Here is a 17,346-nt window from a genome sequence, read left to right as displayed (position 1 = left end):
CAGATCACCGATAGACCTCAGGGAGACCTGCACGTGAAGACCGAAGTCGAGAAGCTCAGCCCGACCCGGGTGAAGCTCACCGTCGCTGTGCCGTTCGACGAGCTGAAGCCGGCCGTCGAGGCGGCAACGAAGAAGATCGCCGAGCAGGTGCAGATCCCGGGCTTCCGCAAGGGCAAGGTCCCCACGCGCCTGGTGGAGCAGCGCTTCGGTCGCCCGGCGATCATGCAGGAGGCCGTCAACGACGCCCTGCCGGAGTTCTACCAGAAGGCCGCGACCGAGTCGGAGATCCGCCCGCTGGGCCGTCCCGAGGTCGAGGTCACCGAGATCCCGGGCCTGGACGGCACCGACGCCGGTGACCTCAACTTCACCGTCGAGCAGGACGTGCGCCCCGACTTCACCCTCCCCGAGCTCTCCGACGTGGTCGTCGAGATCGAGGAGCCCACGGTCGACGACGACGCCGTGCAGGTGCGCCTGGACGCTCTGCGCGAGCGCTTCGGCACCCTCGTGGGCGTCGACCGTCCTGCGCAGGACGGCGACTTCGTCTCCCTCGACATGACCGCGAAGGTCGGTGACGAGGAGGTCGAGTCCGTCGAGGGCGTGTCGTACCACATCGGCGAGGGCAACATGCTCGACGGCCTGGACGAGGCGCTCATCGGCCTCTCGGGCGGCGAGACCACGACCTTTACCTCGAAGCTCGCCGGCGGCGACCGCGCCGGCGAGGACGCCGACATCACCGTCACCGCCCAGAGCGTGAAGGTGCGCGAGCTGCCCGAGGCCGACGACGAGTTCGCCGAGATGGCCTCCGAGTTCGACACCATCGACGAGCTCAAGGCCGACCTCAAGGAGCAGGCCGCGAAGGACGCCGAGGGCAACCGTGTGGCCCTGGCCCGCAACGCCTTCCTCGACAAGCTCGTCGCGGACCTCGACCTGCCCGTCCCGGATCAGCTCGTCGAGGACGAGATCGCCCAGCACCTCGAGAACGAGGGCAAGGAGCCCGGCGACCCGCACGCCGAGGAGATCCGCGAGGACACGATCTCCGGCATCCGCGCGCAGTTCGTGCTCGACGCGCTCAACGAGACCCGCGAGGTCCAGGTGGAGCAGGAGGACCTCATGTCCTACCTGAGCCAGCTCGGCGCTCAATACGGCATCGACCCCAACCAGCTCATCTCGATGCTGGCCCAGTCCGGCCAGCTCGAGCAGGTCTTCGCCGAGGCCCAGCGCTCCAAGGCCCTCGACGTGGCCCTCGCCGACATCACGGTGAAGAACACCGCCGGCGACGTGCTCGATCTGGGGCTGGCCAAGGCCGACTCCGCCGATGCCGATGCCGATGCCGATGGTGACGCCGAGGCCGAGGACGCCGAGAAGGCTCCCGCGAAGAAGGCGCCGGCCAAGAAGGCCCCCGCGAAGAAGGCTCCCGCCAAGAAGGCCCCGGCCGCGAAGTCCACCGCCTCGAAGTCCACCGCTGCGGCGGAGGACGCCGAGGGCGAGGAGAAGGCCCCGGCGAAGAAGGCTCCGGCCAAGAAGAGCACCGCCGCGAAGTCGACCACCTCGACCGCCGCCAAGAAGACGACCGCCGCGAAGTCCACGACCTCGAAGACGGCCGCCTCCAAGACGACCGCGTCGAAGTCGACCTCGACCAAGACCACCGCGTCGAAGTCCACGGCCGCCAAGAAGCCCGCCGCCTCCAAGGCGACGTCGGCCAAGTCCACGGCGGCCAAGAAGTCCGAGGAGTCCGCCGAGGACAAGTGATCCTCGCAGGACCCCACCCGGGTCGCGTCCGCTGAGACGCCCCGGGACACAGGGAACGGGCCGCCCGCCGGAGAGATCCGGCGGGCGCCCCGTTCCTGTGTGCCCGTGGAGTTGTGTCGTGGTGTGCCCGGGTGCGCCGGGGTCGGTAGGTCGGTGCTCCGGAAGGGGAGGGCGGCCGGAGCGGTCAAGAGGACGGCCGCGCGCACGGTCGCATTCCCCCGGGAACTCCCGTCCCGCATCGGTTCCGGCTCCAGTCCCTGCCGCCCGGCGTGCGAGCTCGCGCTGTGGGGCGGAGGGTGACGGGTCGTACTGACGGGTGGTGCCCGGCGCCGATGCCGGCCCCGTGAGTGCGGGACGATGTGCTCCAGCGGTGTATATCGGACGTCTCTGCCACCGGTGGCAGAGACGTCCGATATACACCGCTCCGTGACATCCGCACCCTGCATCTCTCGCACGCGACGCACCCCTGTGCCCGCCTGCCCCGCTCCTTCTGCACGCAGTTCCTCTGCGGCCCAGCCGCCTCCCTCCCTCCCGTCCACCGCGGGCGCACACACGCAGAACGGGGCGGCACCTGTGCGGTGCCGCCCCGTTCCGGGCTGCCGTGGTGATCGTCGGGCCGCGGAGGGCCCGCTCGATCAGCGGTAGGAGATGAAGGTCGGGCTGCCCCAGATGGTGCGCTCGACGACCTGCTGGCGGGAGCCGGACGCGTCGATGACCTTGTTGTTGCCGGCGTAGATGCCGACGTGACCGGGCCAGTGGACGATGTCGCCGGGCTGGGCCTGCGACTGGGAGATGCGGGTGCCGCCGGCCGCCTGGCCGCTCGAGGTGCGCGGCAGGGACTTGCCGGCCTGCGAGTAGGCGTAGGTGGTCAGGCCCGAGCAGTCGAGGCCGCTGGACGGGTTCGAGGAGCCCCAGCTGTAGTGGACGCCGATCTGCGAGCGCGCGGCCGAGACGATCGAGGAGCCGGAGGTGCTCGACGAGGAGCTGGAAGCGTTCGCGGAGGAGCCGCCGTTCAGCGCACCGCGGGTCTCGGGGCCGACGCGGCCGTCGACGCGCAGGCCGTTGGTCGACTGGAAGTCGCGCACGGCGGCGTTGGTCTTGGTGCCGAACACGCCGTCCACGGCGAGGTGGGCGCCGTGATCGTTGAGGGAGGCCTGGAGGGCGGAGACCCGCTCGCCGCGGACGCCCGAGAACAGGGTCGCGCCGGCGCTGAGCGAGGTGCTCTTGGCGGAGGCCGTGGTGGTCACGGTGGCCTTGGCGGTGCTCGCGCTCGCGGTGTTCTGGGCCGGGGCGGCGGGGGCGGTCTGCGCGGTCGCGCCCTGCATGGTGAAGGCCGATCCGACGAGGACCGTGCCGAGGACGGCGGCGCCGCTCGCGGTGCGGACCGCGGCCGAGGAGGCGCTGATCGGGGTGACGGCGCGGCCGGCGGCGCGGTGCGTGTTCTTCTGGGCCATGTGAGGCGGGGTCCTTCCGGGTCTCATCCAGGGGGTCGGATGACGGCGTGCAGGGTCCTCATCCGGTGCTGGATGAACGGTGCGGGGTGCTCGGCGCTGCGGGCGGGGAAGGCCTCTGCTTCGTCCGGCACTTTGAGACTAGATGCGCGGAATAGTGGGGGCCAGCGGTTTGGTGCACCCCGACCGGCTCCTTTGCCACTCCTTGGGAAAGCGCAGAACCTTCATGGCCAGGCAGGGGGCCTCCTTTACCGCGCAGGGGCGCAGCGCGTGACCCGCCCCGCGGGCGGCACCTTCGTCGGTGGGCCGGCCGCGTCCCTCGTCGTCCGGCCCGGCGGGCCCGCGCGGGCGGGCCCGCCGGGACGCTCGCGGTCCGCCGACGGGCCCCCTCGGGACGGGGCCCGGGTGTGCGCCTGCGGCGAACAGCATGCCGGGGGAGCGGGCGCTCGACATAGAGTCGACCCCATCGAGAAGTCGGCCCCTCTAAGGAGTAATCCATGACCTCGCAGCCCCGCAACGCCTCGGGCGACACCCCCATGGGACTGGACGACAACGTCTATCAGCGCCTGCTGCGCGAGCGCATCGTCTGGCTCGGGGAGGACGTGCGCGACGACAACTCCAACGCCATCTGCGCCAAGCTCCTGCTGCTCGCGGCGGAGGACCCCGAGAAGGACATCTACCTCTACATCAACAGCCCCGGCGGCTCCATCACCGCCGGCATGGCCATCTACGACACCATGCAGTACATCCAGCCCGACGTCGTCACCATCGCCATGGGCATGGCGGCGTCGATGGGCCAGTTCCTGCTGTCCTCGGGCACGGCCGGCAAGCGCTACGCGACCCCGAACACCCGCGTGCTCATGCACCAGCCGCTCGGCGGCCTCGGCGGCACCGCGAGCGAGATCAAGATCCAGGCGGACCTGATCCTGTCCATGAAGAAGCAGATGGCGGAGCTGACGGCCGAGCAGACCGGCAAGAGCGTCGAGCAGATCATCGCCGACGGCGACCGCGACCACTGGTTCACCGCTCCCGAGGCCCTCGAGTACGGCTTCATCGACGGGATCGTCACCCGTGCGGACGACGTCAGCGGCGGGGGCGGGACCGACGACTGAGCCGCTCGTCGGCCCGCATCCGTCGAACCCGAACCGTCTTCACGAACCACCCAAGGAGCACCACGTGACCTTCGATCCCCGCTTCGCCCCCCAGGCAGGCGCCGGCATGCCCATCGCGCAGGCCGGGCCGATGCCGTCCTCCCGCTATGTCCTGCCGCAGTACGAGGAGCGCACGGCGTACGGCTTCAAGCGCCAGGACCCCTACACCAAGCTGTTCGAGGACCGCATCATCTTCCTGGGCGTCCAGGTCGACGACGCCTCGGCCGACGATGTCATGGCCCAGCTGCTCGTGCTCGAGTCGCAGGACCCGGACCGCGACATCACGCTGTACATCAACAGCCCTGGCGGCTCGTTCACCGCGCTCACCGCGATCTACGACACCATGCAGTACATCAAGCCCGACATCACCACGGTGTGCCTCGGGCAGGCGGCCTCCGCGGCGGCGGTGCTGCTGGCGGCGGGCGCTCCCGGCAAGCGCCTCGCGCTGCCCAACGCCCGCATCCTCATCCACCAGCCCGCGATGGGCGGACAGGGCGGCGGCCAGGCCTCGGACATCGAGATCCAGGCGAACGAGATCCTGCGCATGCGCGAGTGGCTCGAGACCACGCTCGCCCACCACACGGGCCGCGCGCCCGAGGACGTGAACCGCGACATCGAGCGCGACAAGATCCTCACCGCGCAGGGCGCCCTCGAGTACGGCCTGGTCGACCAGGTCCTCGCCTCGCGGAAGGACGCCCCCGGCCAGCTCTCGCGCTGAGCCGGCAGCGCCCTGCAGCACCCCACAGGGCATGGCGCGCGGCCCCGGAGTTCCTGACCCCGGGGCCGCGCGTCTCCCACGACGCGGGAGCGCGCTGGGCTACCGTTGATGCACGCGGACGCCGTCCGCGGGCGGCAGCGGCCGCAGCGGCACGAGCCGCACACGGCCCGACCGGAAAGGGAAGAGGACGGACATGGCGCGCATGAGCGACGGAGCCGACGTGTTCAAGTGCTCCTTCTGCGGCAAGTCGCAGAAGCAGGTGGAGCGCCTGATCTCGGGCCCGCAGGTGTACATCTGCGAGGAGTGCATCGAGCTGTGCAACGAGATCATCGCCGAGGAGGTCCAGGCCTCCAAGCCCGCCGCCGAGGAGCCCGCACCCCTGCCCAGCCCGCGGGAGATCTTCGACTTCCTGCAGCAGTACGTCGTCGGCCAGGACCCCGCCAAGAAGGCCCTCTCGGTCGCCGTCTACAACCATTACAAGCGCGTGCGCGCCCAGGAGGCCGCCGCCGAGGCGACCCAGGGCCCGTCCGTCGCCGGCACGGCGAAGGACGCGGCACCCGCCAAGGGGACGAAGGGGCCCGCTCGTGCCGGCGCCCCGGGCGCCGACGACGCCGAGGAGAACACCGAGGAGGAGGTCGAGGTCGCCAAGTCCAATGTGCTGATCGTCGGCCCCACCGGATGCGGCAAGACCTACCTCGCCCAGACCCTCGCGCGCCTGCTCGACGTGCCCTTCGCGATGGCCGACGCCACGGCGCTCACCGAGGCCGGCTACGTGGGCGAGGACGTCGAGAACATCCTGCTCAAGCTGCTCCAGGCCGCCGACTACGACGTCGCCAAGGCCGAGCGGGGCATCATCTACATCGACGAGGTCGACAAGATCGGCCGCAAGGCCGAGAACCCGTCGATCACGCGGGACGTCTCCGGCGAGGGCGTGCAGCAGGCGCTGCTGAAGATCCTCGAGGGGACGGTCGCCGCGGTGCCGCCGCAGGGCGGCCGCAAGCACCCCCATCAGGAGTTCATCCAGATCGACACGACGAACGTCCTGTTCATCGTGGCGGGCGCCTTCGCCGGCATGGAGGACATCATCGGCTCGCGCATCGGCAAGCGCGGCATCGGCTTCGGCGCGGAGCTGCACGTTCCCATGGAGCAGACGGAGATCTACTCCAAGCTGCTGCCCGAGGACCTGCTGAAGTTCGGGCTGATCCCCGAGTTCATCGGCCGCCTGCCCGTGCTCACGAGCGTGGCGAACCTGGATCGCGAGGCGCTCATCCAGATCCTCACCGAGCCCAAGAACGCCCTGGTCAAGCAGTACCAGAAGATGTTCGAGCTCGACGGCGTCGAGCTCGACTTCGAGCGCAGCGCCCTCGAGGCCATCGCCGAGCGCGCGATCGACCGCGGCACCGGCGCGCGCGGCCTGCGCGCGATCCTCGAGGAGACCCTGCAGGCGGTCATGTTCGAGGTGCCCTCGCGGCGCGACATCGCCCGCGTGGTCATCACCGAGGGCGTGGTGACGGACGGCCGCGCCCCGCTCATGGTCACCACCGCCGAGGTCGAGCGCGAGTCCGAGGACCGCCATGAGCAGAGCGCCTGAGCGGCGCACGAGGGAGACGCGATCATGACGCGCCACGAGGACACCACCCCGCCCGACGTGCGTGCGAGCGAGATCCGGGCCGACGGCACCGGGGACGCAGACGCGGAGGGCGCCGCCCGCGCGGCGGGCTCGCCCGAGGCCGTCGAGCGCGCCCGGGCCCTGCTCGCCGAGGAGCGCTCGAGCATCGACAACATCGATGCGGCGCTCGTGAACCTGCTCGCCGAGCGCTTCCGCCACACCCAGCGCGTGGGCCGGCTGAAGGCCGAGCACGGCCTGCCGCCCGCCGACCCCCGTCGTGAGGAGCAGCAGGTCGCCCGCCTGCGCGCGCTCGCCCAGGAATCCGGGCTGGACCCCGTGTTCGCCGAGTCCTTCCTGAAGTTCATCGTCACCGAGGTGATCCGCCACCACGAGCAGATCCGGGGCGAGGACGCACCCTGATCCGGTGGCTGATCGGCCCGTGCCCCCGCCGTCGGCCGAAGGCCCCCGCCACCCGGCCTGACACGACGTCAGAATCTCGGCCGATGCGGCCGCGAAGAGGCGTTTCGCCGGAGTAGCATCGGGGCATGCCCCGCTTCAGCTTCCTCGAGTGGCCGGTCGTGCGCCAGCTGCGCGACGGCGATGTGCTCGGCCGCGGAACCTCCGTGACCTCGCAGCGCACCCGCAGCATCACGCCCCGCACGGCCGAGGCCGACCACGTCGCGCACAGCGTGTGCCCGTACTGCGCGGTCGGCTGCGGTCAGCTCGTCTACTCGAAGGACGGGAAGGTCACGCAGATCGAGGGCGACCCCGCCTCGCCGATCTCGCGCGGCCGCCTGTGCCCGAAGGGCTCGGCGAGCGAGCAGCTCGTGAACTCCCCGCGCCGCATCACGAAGGTGCGCTACCGCCGGCCCTACGGGACCGAGTGGGAGGACCTCGACCGCGACACCGCGATCGACATGATCGCCGACCGCTTCCTCGAGGCGCGCCGCAACCACTGGGAGGACGTCGACGACAAGGGCCACGCCCTGCGCCGCACGATGGGCATCGCGAGCCTCGGCGGCGCGACCATCGACAACGAGGAGAACTACCTCGCCAAGAAGCTGTTCACCGCGGCGGGCGCGATCCAGATGGAGAACCAGGCGCGCATATGACACTCCGCCACGGTTCCCAGTCTGGGAGCCTCGTTCGGACGCGGAGGCGCCACCCAGTCCCTCCAGGACATGGCCAACGCGGATTGCATCATCATCCAGGGCTCGAACATGGCCGAGGCCCATCCCGTGGGCTTCCAGTGGGTGATGGAGGCGAAGTCCCGCGGAGCCACGATCATCCACGTGGACCCGCGCTTCACGCGCACCTCGGCCAACGCGCACAAGCACATCCCCACGCGCGCCGGGAGTGACGTCGTGCTGCTGGGCGCGCTCATCAACCATGTGCTGAGCAACGACCTGTACTTCAAGGACTACGTGCTGGCGTACACGAACGCCTCCACGATCATCTCCGAGGAGTACCTGGACACCGAGGACCTCGAGGGGCTGTTCTCCGGCTACGACCCGGAGACCGGGACCTACGATCCCGCGTCCTGGGCGTACTCCGCCCCGGGTGAGGACGGGAAGGTCTCCGACGCGAGCGCCTTCGAGGGCCGGGAGGGCTCCCACTGGACCGCCGGCCGCGCCGGCGCCGGCGAGGCCTTCGGATCGGGCGGCCCGCCGCTCGAGCACGGGGTCCCCGCACGCGACGAGACCCTGCAGGACCCGCACACGGTCCTCCAGATCCTCAAGCGCCACTACTCCCGGTACACCCCGGAGATGGTCACCGAGGCGTGCGGCATCTCCCGCGCGGACTTCGACTACCTCGCCCGCGCGCTCGTGGAGAACTCCGGGCGCGAGCGCACCACGTGCTTCGCCTACGCGGTGGGCTGGACCCAGCACGTGGGCGGCGCCCAGTTCATCCGCACCGCGGCGATGCTGCAGCTGCTGATGGGGAACGTGGGCCGTCCGGGCAGCGGGATCATGGCGCTGCGCGGCCACGCCACCATCCAGGGGTCGACGGACATCCCGACGCTGTTCAACCTGCTGCCGGGATACCTGCCCATGCCGAAGGCGGGGTCGCACGACGATTTCCAGACCTACGCGGACTCCATCGGCCGCAAGGAGCAGAAGGGCTTCTGGGCCGAGTCGCGCACGTACGCCGTGAACCTGCTCAAGGCGTGGTGGGGCGAGCACGCCACCGCGGAGAACGACTTCGCCTTCGACTACCTGCCGCGGCTCGACGGCCCGGCCGGCACCTACCAGACGCTGATGCGGATGCTCGACGACGGCGTGGACGGCTACTTCCTGCTGGGGCAGAACCCGGCGGTGGGATCGGCGAACGGCCGCATGCAGCGCATGGGCATGTCCCACCTGAAGTGGATGGTGGTGCGGGACTTCTACATGATCGAGTCCGCGACCTGGTGGAAGGAGGGCCCGGAGATCGACTCGGGCGAGCTGCGCACGGAGGACATCGGCACCGAGATGTTCTTCCTGCCGGCGGCGAACCACACCGAGAAGGCCGGCTCCTTCACCCAGACCCAGCGCCTCGTGCAGTGGCGCGAGAAGGCCGTGGATCCGCCGGGCGACGCGCAGAGCGAGCTCGAGTTCCTCTATGAGCTGGGCCATCGCATCCGCGAGAAGCTCCGGGGCTCGACCGATCCCCGGGACCGGCCGCTGCTCGACCTCACCTGGGACTACCCCGTGGACGAGGAGGGCGAGGTCGACCCGGAGGCCGTGATCGCCGAGATCAACGGCCGCTACGAGACCGGCCCGAAGGCCGGGCAGCCGCTGAGCGGCTACACGGAGATGGCCGACGACGGCTCGACCTCCGGCGGCTGCTGGATCTACACCGGCGTCTACGCCGACGGCATCAACCAGGCCGCCCGCAAGAAGCCCGGGTACGAGCAGGACGAGTTCGCCCACGAGTGGGGATGGGCCTGGCCGATGAACCGGCGCATCCTCTACAACCGCGCCTCGGCCGACCCCGACGGCAAGCCCTGGAGCGAGCGCAAGAAGCTCCTGTGGTGGGACGAGAAGGCGGAGAAGTGGGCCGGCTCCGACGTCCCGGACTTCCCCGCGGACAAGGCCCCGCACGATCCGGGTGACGTCGAGGCGGGCGGGGCGAAGGGCCTGGCCGGGAACGACGCGTTCGTCATGCAGTCCGACGGGCGCGGCTGGCTGTTCGCGCCGACGGGACTGGTCGACGGTCCGCTCCCGACCCACTACGAGCCCGTGGACTCCTCGATCCCGAACCCGCTCTACCCGCAGCAGGCGAACCCGACGCGGGAGTTCATCCAGGACCGGGACAACCTCAACGCCCCGGGGATGACGGGGGACGCCCGCGAGGACGTGTACCCGTACTACTTCTCGACGTACCGCGTCACCGAGCACCACACGGCGGGCGGCATGAGCCGCTGGCTGCCCTATCTCGCCGAGCTCCAGCCGCAGCTGTTCTGCGAGATCTCCCCGGAGCTCGCCGCGGAGGTCGGCATCGAGCCGTACGGCTGGGCGACGATCATCTCGCCGCGCGCCGCGATCGAGGCGATCGCCCTGGTCACCGAGAGGATGACGCCGCTGACGATCTCCGGACGCACGGTGCACCAGATCGGCCTGCCCTACCACTGGGCGCAGGGGACGCACGCGGTCGTCGAGGGCGACAGCGTCAACGACCTCATCGCGATGAACCTCGACGCGAACACGCAGATCCAGAACTCGAAGGTCACGGCCTGCGCGATCCGGCCCGGCCGTCGGCCCCGAGGTGCGGCGCGCCAGGAGCTCGTCGAGGAGCTCCAGCGCCGCGCCGGGCTCCAGCTCGACACCGGCGACCAGCTGCTCACGGCGCCCGACTTCCCCGAGGGCACCGAGAGGCAGGACATCGACCTGCAGAGCGGGGAGTCGATCGAGGAGACCTTCGACCTGCCGCCCCACGAGCGCGCCGACGAGGACCACCGCACCGCCGGAACGGAGGAGGACTGATGGGACTGCTGTCCGGACCCGAGGAGGACCCCGCCGCCGACTCCGGGTGGGGCCACGACCACGCGCGCAAGGGATTCTTCACCGACACCTCGATCTGCATCGGCTGCAAGGCCTGCGAGGTCGCGTGCAAGGAGTGGAACCGCAACCCGCAGGACGGCGACCTGAAGATCCTGGGCTCCTCCTACGACAACACCGGCTCGCTGGGCGCGAACACCTGGCGCCACGTGGCCTTCGTCGAGCAGAAGAAGGACCGCATCGAGGAGGCGCGCGAGTCGGGGCGCAAGCTCGTCTCCCTCGGCATGCCCACGATCGGGCCCCGCAGCGGCGCCGCCGCGCCCGGCGGGCGCGCGGGGGAGGACCTCACCGGGGTCGACACCACGCCCCCGGACACGCCGGAGTTCCGGTGGCTGATGTCCTCGGACGTGTGCAAGCACTGCACGCACGCCGGCTGCCTGGACGTGTGCCCCACCGGGGCCCTGTTCCGCACCGAGTTCGGCACCGTGGTGGTGCAGTCCGACATCTGCAACGGCTGCGGCACCTGCGTCGGCGGCTGCCCCTTCGGCGTCATCGAGCGGCGCGACGACGGCACGGTCTCCCCGAAGGAGGATCGCGGCCGCGTGCAGCAGGAGGTGCCGAACAAGGGCACCGCGAACAAGTGCACTCTGTGCTACGACCGGCTGGTCGAGGGCGAGGAGCCCGCGTGCGCGAAGACCTGCCCCACCACGTCCATCAAGTTCGGGGACCGCTCCGACATGGTCGAGCAGGCGCATGAGCGCGTCGCCCAGCTGCACGCGCAGGGCATGACCGAGGCGCGCCTGTACGGCGCGAACCCGGAGGACGGCGTGGGAGGCACCGGTTCGGTGTTCCTGCTGCTGGACGAGCCCGAGGTCTACGGACTGCCGCCGGACCCGCAGGTGCCCACGGCCGACCTGCCGCACATGTACCGCACCGCGGCCGTCGCCATGGGCGGCATGCTGGTCGCGACCGCTCTCGCGTTCCTGGGAGGACGTCGGTGACCCATTCCGAGTACGACGAGTACCGACCGCCCGAGCCCCCGCGCCGACGGCGGCGCGGCGGCCGGGGCGCGGGTCCCGGCGGCAGGGGCAAGCGCCGTCGCGACCTGACCGAGAGCGGGGGCGGCGACGGCTCGCGCGAGATGGCGATGGTCGAGGACGTCGAGTTCGAGTCCTACTACGGCCGTCCCGTCGTGAAGGCTCCGCCGTGGGAGACCCCCATCGGGATCTACCTGTTCGTGGGCGGTCTCGCGGGCGCCTCCGGGCTGCTCCAGGCCGGGGCCGCGCTCACGGGGAACGCCGAGCTGCGCCGCAGCGCCCGCCTGGTCGCGATCGCCGCGGTGGGCGTCGGCACGCCCGCTCTCGTCATCGACCTGGGCCGGCCCGAGCGCTTCCTGCACATGATGCGCGTGTTCAAGGTCAGCTCCCCGATGAGCCTGGGCACCTGGATCCTCAGCTCGTACGCGAGCGGCGCCGCGTTGACCGCGGCCAACGAGGTGGACCGGATGACGGGCGAGCGTCTGCCCTTCGGGCCGCTGCGCCCGCTGCTGCGCCTGGCGGAGGGACCGTCGGCCGCCCTCCAGGGCGTCATGGGCGCGCCGCTCGCGGCGTACACCGCCGTGCTGCTGGGCGACACCGCCGTGCCGACCTGGAACGCGGCCCGCCACGGGCTGCCCTTCGTGTTCGTCTCCTCGGCGAGCCTCGCCGCGGGCGGAATGGCGATGGCGCTGACCTCGCGGAAGAACGCGGGCCCGGCGCGGCTGCTCGCCGCGGCGGGCGTCGTCGGCGACCTCGTCGGCATGCACTTCACGAAGTCGACGATGCACCCGCTGGAGTCCGAGCCGCTCGAGGAGGGCAGGCCCGGCACCCTGCTCAGATGGGCCGAGCGCCTCGCGGTCGCGGGCGGCATCGGGACGCTGCTGGCGCGCCGGAGCCGGACGGTGGCCGTCGCCAGCGGCCTGGCCCTCGCGGGAGCCTCCGCCCTCACCCGCTTCGGCGTCCTGCACGCGGGCCACGAGTCGGTGAAGGACCCGCGGCGCGTGATGATCCCGCAGAAGGACCGCCTCGAGAAGCGCCGCGCCGCCGGCATCACGGACGACTCGATCACCACCGGGTGGTGAGCCGGCGCCCGGCACCGGCCGTCGGCCCGCAGATCAGGAGCGGATGCTGAGCGTCCCCGCAGGAGCGTCGGCCGAGGCGGGCACCGTCCGGCCGATGATCGGATACCCGGGCACCTCGCCGACCACGAGCAGGCCGCCGGAGGTCTGTGCGTCGGCGAGCAGCAGCAGATCGTCCTCGGTGATGCCGGGGCCGGCCTGCACGTGCTCGCGCACCCAATCCAGGTTCCTGCGCGTGCCGCCGGAGACGAAGCCGTCGCGCAGCGCCTCCGCCGCGCCGTCGACGAGCGGCACGGCGCCGCGGTCGATCTCCGCAGCGACGCCCGAGGCGCGCATCATCTTGAACAGGTGACCGAGCAGGCCGAATCCGGTGACGTCGGTCGCCGCGCGCACGCCCGCCGCGAGCGCAGCCTGCGAGGCGTCGCGGTTCAGCGTCGTCATCGTCTCGATCGCCGCGGGGAACACCTCGGCCGTCGCCTTGTGGCGGTTGTTCAGCAGACCCACGCCGAGCGGCTTGGTGAGCGTGAGCGGCAGACCGGCCCGGGCCGCGTCGTTGCGCAGCAGGCGCTCCGGATGGGCGGTGCCGGTGACGGCCATCCCGTACTTGGGCTCCGGATCGTCCACGCTGTGCCCGCCGATCACCGGGACGCCGGCCGCCGCCGCGACCTCGAGGCCGCCGCGCAGCACCTCGCGCAGCAGGTCGTAGGGCAGCGTCTCGCGCGGCCAGCCCACGAGGTTGATCGCGACCACGGGGTCGCCGCCCATCGCAAAGATGTCCGAGAGCGCGTTCGCGGCGGCGATGCGGCCCCAGTCGAAGGCGTCGTCGACCACCGGGGTGAAGAAGTCCGCGGTCGAGAGCACGGCGAGGTCCTCGCGCACGCGCACGGCCGCGGCGTCGTCGCCGTCGTCGAGGCCCACGATCACGTCGCCCGCGCTCTGGCCGGCCAGCGCCGAGACCGCCTCCTCGAGCTCGCCCGGGGGGATCTTGCTCGCGCAGCCTCCGCCGTGCGCCATGGTCGTCAGCCGCACCGAGACCGAGGGCAGCGCGGAGGGGATCGGTCCGGTGGGGGCCTGGGAGTCGTCGGGGCTCATGGGGGCGAGTCTAGGCAGTGCGCTCGCGTGCGGGGCAGCGCGACCGGGACCGAGGAGACCCAGGTGGGCGATAGGATCGACGACGGAGGCGTACGTGTCCTGGTGGGCGCCCCAGTCTTCAAAACTGGTGAGACCGAGCATCTCGGTCTGGCGGGTTCGATTCCCGTCCGCCTCCGCCAATCCGCCCATCCGCCCCGGCGACGCGGCCGCGCGCCGGACGCGCCGGGCACCCACCGTGGCACCGCGCCGAGGAGGAGCCGAGACCGTGGCAGAGTCCGATCCCCGCCGCCGCATCCCGCGCACCGACCGCCTGCTGGCGCTGCCGGAGGTCGAGCGGGCGAGCGCGCAGATGGGGGAGCGCGTGGTGCGCGAGCTGATCCGCGCGGTCCAGGACCGCGCCCGCAGCGGCCGGATCGCCCCCGAGCAGGTCGAGGCCGAGCTGCTCTCCGGGCTCGGCACCGCCGGCGCCCACTCCCTGCACCCCGTGCTCAACGCGACCGGCGTCATCGTCCACACGAATCTCGGGCGCGCGCCGCTCTCCGATGCCGCGCGTGCCGCCCTGCAGGACGCCGCCGGGTACACGGACGTCGAGTTCGACCTCGCGTCCGGTCGGCGCTCCCGCCGCGGGGCCGCCGCCCGGGCCGCCCTCCTCGCCGCGTGCCCCGCGGCCGAGGACGCGCTGGTCGTCAACAACGGCGCCGCCGCGCTCCTGCTCGCGACCACGGCGCTCGCCGGAAGCGGCGAGGTCGTCCTCTCGCGCGGGGAGATGATCGAGATCGGCGCCGGCTTCCGCCTGCCCGAGCTCATCGCCTCGACCGGCACCCGGATCCGCGAGGTGGGCACCACCAACCGCACCCACGCCGAGGACTACGCCGCCGCGCTCGACCCCGCGACCGGCTGCGTGCTGCGCATCCACGCGAGCAACTACCGCATCAGCGGCTTCACCTCCGCCGTCCCCGTCGCCGAGCTCGCCGGGCTCTGCCATGACGCCCGCCTGCCGCTCGTCGTCGACCTCGGCAGCGGCCTCGTCGACCCGGACCCCGCCCTGCCCGAGGAGCCCGCACTCTCCACGGCGCTGCGCGACGGGGCCGACGTCGTCATCGCCTCGGGCGACAAGCTGCTCGGCGGGCCACAGGCCGGGATCCTGCTGGGACGGGCCGACGTCATCGCCCGCCTCGCCCGCCACCCCATGGCCCGCGCGATGCGAGCCGACAAGCTCGCCCTCGCCGCGCTCGAGGCCACCCTGCGAGGCCCCGAACCGCCCGTCCCGTCGGCCCTCCACATCGATCCCGCGCAGCTGCGCGCACGCACCGAGGCCGTGTCCGCGCAGGTCGGCGGCCGCGTCGTCGACCACGACGGCCGCGTGGGCGGCGGAGGCGGCGCCGAGGTGCCGCTGCCCGGCGTCGCGATCGCCCTCCCCGAGGACCTCGCCGAGACCCTGCGCCGCGGCGACCCGGCCGTCGTCGCCACCGTGCGCGACGGCGCCTGCCTGCTGGATCTGCGCTGCGTCCCGACGGACCGCGACGAGGACCTGATCCGTGCGGTGAAGGCCGCGCAGGCCGCCCGGGCCGCGAGCGCCGCCTCGGAGCACCCATGATCGAGCGCGTCGTCGCCACCGCCGGGCACGTCGACCACGGCAAGTCCACCCTGGTGCGGGCGCTGACCGGCATCGAGACCGACCGCTGGGAGGAGGAGAGGCGCCGGGGCCTGACCATCGACCTCGGCTTCGCCTGGACGCGCCTGCCCAGCGGCCGCGAGGTCTCCTTCGTCGACGTCCCCGGCCACGAGCGCTTCCTGGGCAACATGCTCGCCGGGCTCGGACCCGCCCCCGTCGTCTGCTTCGTCGTCGCGGCCGACGAGGGCTGGCAGGCGCAGTCCGACGACCACCGCGACGCGCTCGCCGCCCTCGGCATCGAGACCGGCGTCCTCGTCATCACCCGCGCAGATCTCGCCGAGCACGGCGGCCGTCCCGCCCTCGCCCGGGCCCGCACGGAGCTCGCCGGCACCGGCCTCGCCGGCGCCCCCGCGGTCACCGTCTCCGCGCGCACCGGCCAGGGCATCGACGAGCTGCGCAGCGTGCTCGACGACGTCCTCGAGCACGCCCCCGCACCGAGCGCGGCCGCCCCCGTGCGGCTGTGGATCGACCGGGCCTTCAGCATCTCCGGGGCCGGGACCGTGGTCACCGGGACCCTCGCGACGGGGACGCTGCACCCGGGCGATCAGCTCACCCTGCTCGGCGCGCACGGGGAGTCCGCGGGCGAGCGGGGCACCCGCGTCACCGTCCGCGGTCTGCAGAGCCGTGAGGAATCGGCGCGCGAGCTCGGCCCGGTCTGCCGGGCCGCCGTGAACCTGCGCGGCACCGACCTCGAGGAGATCGGCCGCGGCGACGCCCTCGTCACCCCCGGCGCCTTCGAGGCCGTGGACCACGTGGACGTGCGCCGCACGACGGGCGAGGCGCTCGACGAGGTGCCGCGCGAGGTCATGGTCCACGCCGGCACCGCCGCGGTCCCCGCGCGCGTGCGCGACCTCGGCGCGCAGCACGCCCGCCTCGCCCTCGGGCGGCCGCTGCCGCTGCGCGTGGGCGACCGGATGCTGCTGCGCGGCAGCGGCGAGCACGCCGTCCTCGTCGGCGTGCAGATCCTCGACGTCGACCCGCCCGTGCTCACGCGGCGCGGCGCCGGGAAGCGCCGCACCGCTGAGCTCGGATCCATGGACCCGCACGGGGACGCCGCCCACGAGACCGTGCGCCGCGGCGCGGTCCGTGCTGACCTCCTCGTGCGAAGGGGGATCGCGGTGCTCGATCCGCTGCCGCGAGGGATCCTCCGGGCAGGGGAGTGGCTCGTGGCCGAGCAGGCGATCGCCGCCTGGGCCGGCGCGCTGCGCGAGGCCGTCCGCGCCGAGCACGCGAGGGATGCGCTCTCGGCCGGGATCACGCGCGGCGCGGCGCTCGACCTGCTGGCACGGGGCGGCACGGCCACGACGTCGGCTCAGGCGTCGGCCCTGCCGATGCCCGACGACTCGCTGCTCTCCCTGGTGCTGCCCGCCGCCGGTCTCGCCGCGGAGGGTGGCCGCATCGTCGACCCCGAGCGCGCTGCGGGCCTCGGCGCGGCGGAGACGCAGGTCGCCGCGCTCGAGGAGCGACTGCGTGCGCATCCGTTCCGGGCTCCGGAGGCCGACGACCTCGCCGCCCTGCGCCTCGGCGCCCGCGAGCTCGCCGCCGCCGCGAAGCAGGGGCGCCTGCTGCGCCTGCCTGACGGTGTGGTGCTGCTTCCGTCGGCCCCGGCCCTGGCGATGCGCGAGCTCGCCCGGCTCGAGCAGCCCTTCACCGCGAGCGCGGCCCGTCGGGCGCTGGGGACCACGCGCCGCGTCGCGATCCCGCTGCTCGAGCACCTGGACGCGCGCGGCTGGACCCGCCGCGTCGACGGATCCAGCCGTGAGGTGGTGCGCTGAGCGCGGGAGCGCTCTGTGTTAGCCCGGTGT

At 72.5% G+C, this 17,346-nt stretch carries 12 protein-coding genes and 1 tRNA gene; 11 read left to right on the top strand and 2 right to left on the bottom strand.

The genetic code is table 11. The features are described from left to right. Positions 1–33 precede the first annotated feature (33 nt). Positions 34–1,749: a trigger factor gene (gene tig, locus M4486_RS08875; RefSeq protein ID WP_249480800.1), complete on the top strand. Its 1,716-nt coding sequence runs from the start codon at positions 34–36 to the stop codon at positions 1,747–1,749. A 635-nt stretch (positions 1,750–2,384) separates the two neighbouring features. Here tig and M4486_RS08870 read toward each other — a convergent pair. After that, positions 2,385–3,203, bottom strand: a complete 819-nt coding sequence (locus tag M4486_RS08870) for a C40 family peptidase (protein ID WP_249480799.1) — start codon at positions 3,201–3,203, stop codon at positions 2,385–2,387. Between the two features lie 494 nt (positions 3,204–3,697). Between M4486_RS08870 and M4486_RS08865 the strand changes: the two genes are divergently transcribed. The 7 genes from M4486_RS08865 (at position 3,698) to nrfD (ending at position 12,777) form a co-directional block, all read left to right on the top strand. Next, a complete protein-coding gene (locus M4486_RS08865) occupies positions 3,698–4,312 on the top strand; it encodes an ATP-dependent Clp protease proteolytic subunit (RefSeq protein WP_249480798.1) in 615 nt (204 codons plus the stop codon). Between the two features lie 106 nt (positions 4,313–4,418). Beyond that, the gene (locus M4486_RS08860) at positions 4,419–5,069 is read left to right on the top strand and encodes an ATP-dependent Clp protease proteolytic subunit (protein ID WP_152352586.1); all 651 of its coding nucleotides are present in this window, start codon (positions 4,419–4,421) and stop codon (positions 5,067–5,069) included. A gap of 193 nt (positions 5,070–5,262) precedes the next feature. Next, complete coding sequence (clpX, locus tag M4486_RS08855; RefSeq protein WP_249480797.1) at positions 5,263–6,660, top strand: ATP-dependent Clp protease ATP-binding subunit ClpX; 1,398 nt, start codon at positions 5,263–5,265, stop codon at positions 6,658–6,660. 72 nt (positions 6,661–6,732) lie between these two features. Further along, positions 6,733–7,098: a chorismate mutase gene (locus M4486_RS08850; protein WP_283257978.1), complete on the top strand. Its 366-nt coding sequence runs from the start codon at positions 6,733–6,735 to the stop codon at positions 7,096–7,098. Positions 7,099–7,223: 125 nt separating this feature from the next. Continuing rightward, on the top strand, positions 7,224–10,643 hold the full coding sequence (gene fdh, locus M4486_RS08845; protein ID WP_249480796.1) for a formate dehydrogenase: 3,420 nt from the start codon (positions 7,224–7,226) through the stop codon (positions 10,641–10,643). Next, complete coding sequence (locus M4486_RS08840) at positions 10,643–11,659, top strand: 4Fe-4S dicluster domain-containing protein (RefSeq protein ID WP_249480795.1); 1,017 nt, start codon at positions 10,643–10,645, stop codon at positions 11,657–11,659. The genes fdh and M4486_RS08840 overlap by 1 nt, the downstream gene beginning before the upstream one ends. After that, positions 11,656–12,777 (top strand): NrfD/PsrC family molybdoenzyme membrane anchor subunit, encoded by a 1,122-nt coding sequence (gene nrfD / locus M4486_RS08835; protein ID WP_249480794.1) that lies wholly within the window; start codon positions 11,656–11,658, stop codon positions 12,775–12,777. The genes M4486_RS08840 and nrfD overlap by 4 nt, the downstream gene beginning before the upstream one ends. A 33-nt stretch (positions 12,778–12,810) precedes the next feature. Here nrfD and selD read toward each other — a convergent pair whose 3' ends face one another. Next, complete coding sequence (selD, locus tag M4486_RS08830) at positions 12,811–13,866, bottom strand: selenide, water dikinase SelD (RefSeq protein WP_283257970.1); 1,056 nt, start codon at positions 13,864–13,866, stop codon at positions 12,811–12,813. An 84-nt stretch (positions 13,867–13,950) separates the two neighbouring features. On the opposite strand from selD, the gene M4486_RS08825 reads away from it, so the two are divergent. The 3 genes from M4486_RS08825 to selB all read left to right on the top strand — a co-directional run bounded on the left by M4486_RS08825 (position 13,951) and on the right by selB (position 17,316). After that, positions 13,951–14,045 (top strand) — tRNA-Sec (locus M4486_RS08825). A gap of 86 nt (positions 14,046–14,131) precedes the next feature. After that, entirely contained in the window at positions 14,132–15,463 is a 1,332-nt protein-coding gene (gene selA / locus M4486_RS08820; RefSeq protein ID WP_249480793.1) for an L-seryl-tRNA(Sec) selenium transferase, read from the top strand. Continuing rightward, on the top strand, positions 15,460–17,316 hold the full coding sequence (selB, locus tag M4486_RS08815) for a selenocysteine-specific translation elongation factor (RefSeq protein WP_249480792.1): 1,857 nt from the start codon (positions 15,460–15,462) through the stop codon (positions 17,314–17,316). The genes selA and selB overlap by 4 nt, the downstream gene beginning before the upstream one ends. The last annotated feature ends 30 nt before the right edge of the window (positions 17,317–17,346 follow it).

This window comes from Brachybacterium kimchii, from assembly GCF_023373525.1.
GTDB lineage: Bacteria > Actinomycetota > Actinomycetes > Actinomycetales > Dermabacteraceae > Brachybacterium > Brachybacterium kimchii.
Note: the sequence above shows the minus strand (reverse complement) of the source record. Positions and strands in the feature narration are given on the sequence as shown.

Excerpts from the sequence above, each read along its gene's own strand:
- M4486_RS08870 (WP_249480799.1), bottom strand. The coding sequence starts at position 3,203 with ATGGCCCAGAAGAACACGCACCGCGCCGCCGGCCGCGCCGTCACCCCG.
- M4486_RS08865 (WP_249480798.1), top strand. The coding sequence starts at position 3,698 with ATGACCTCGCAGCCCCGCAACGCCTCGGGCGACACCCCCATGGGACTG.
- M4486_RS08860 (WP_152352586.1), top strand. The coding sequence starts at position 4,419 with ATGCCCATCGCGCAGGCCGGGCCGATGCCGTCCTCCCGCTATGTCCTG.
- clpX (WP_249480797.1), top strand. The coding sequence starts at position 5,263 with ATGGCGCGCATGAGCGACGGAGCCGACGTGTTCAAGTGCTCCTTCTGC.
- M4486_RS08840 (WP_249480795.1), top strand. The coding sequence starts at position 10,643 with ATGGGACTGCTGTCCGGACCCGAGGAGGACCCCGCCGCCGACTCCGGG.
- selD (WP_283257970.1), bottom strand. The coding sequence starts at position 13,866 with ATGAGCCCCGACGACTCCCAGGCCCCCACCGGACCGATCCCCTCCGCG.
- selB (WP_249480792.1), top strand. The coding sequence starts at position 15,460 with ATGATCGAGCGCGTCGTCGCCACCGCCGGGCACGTCGACCACGGCAAG.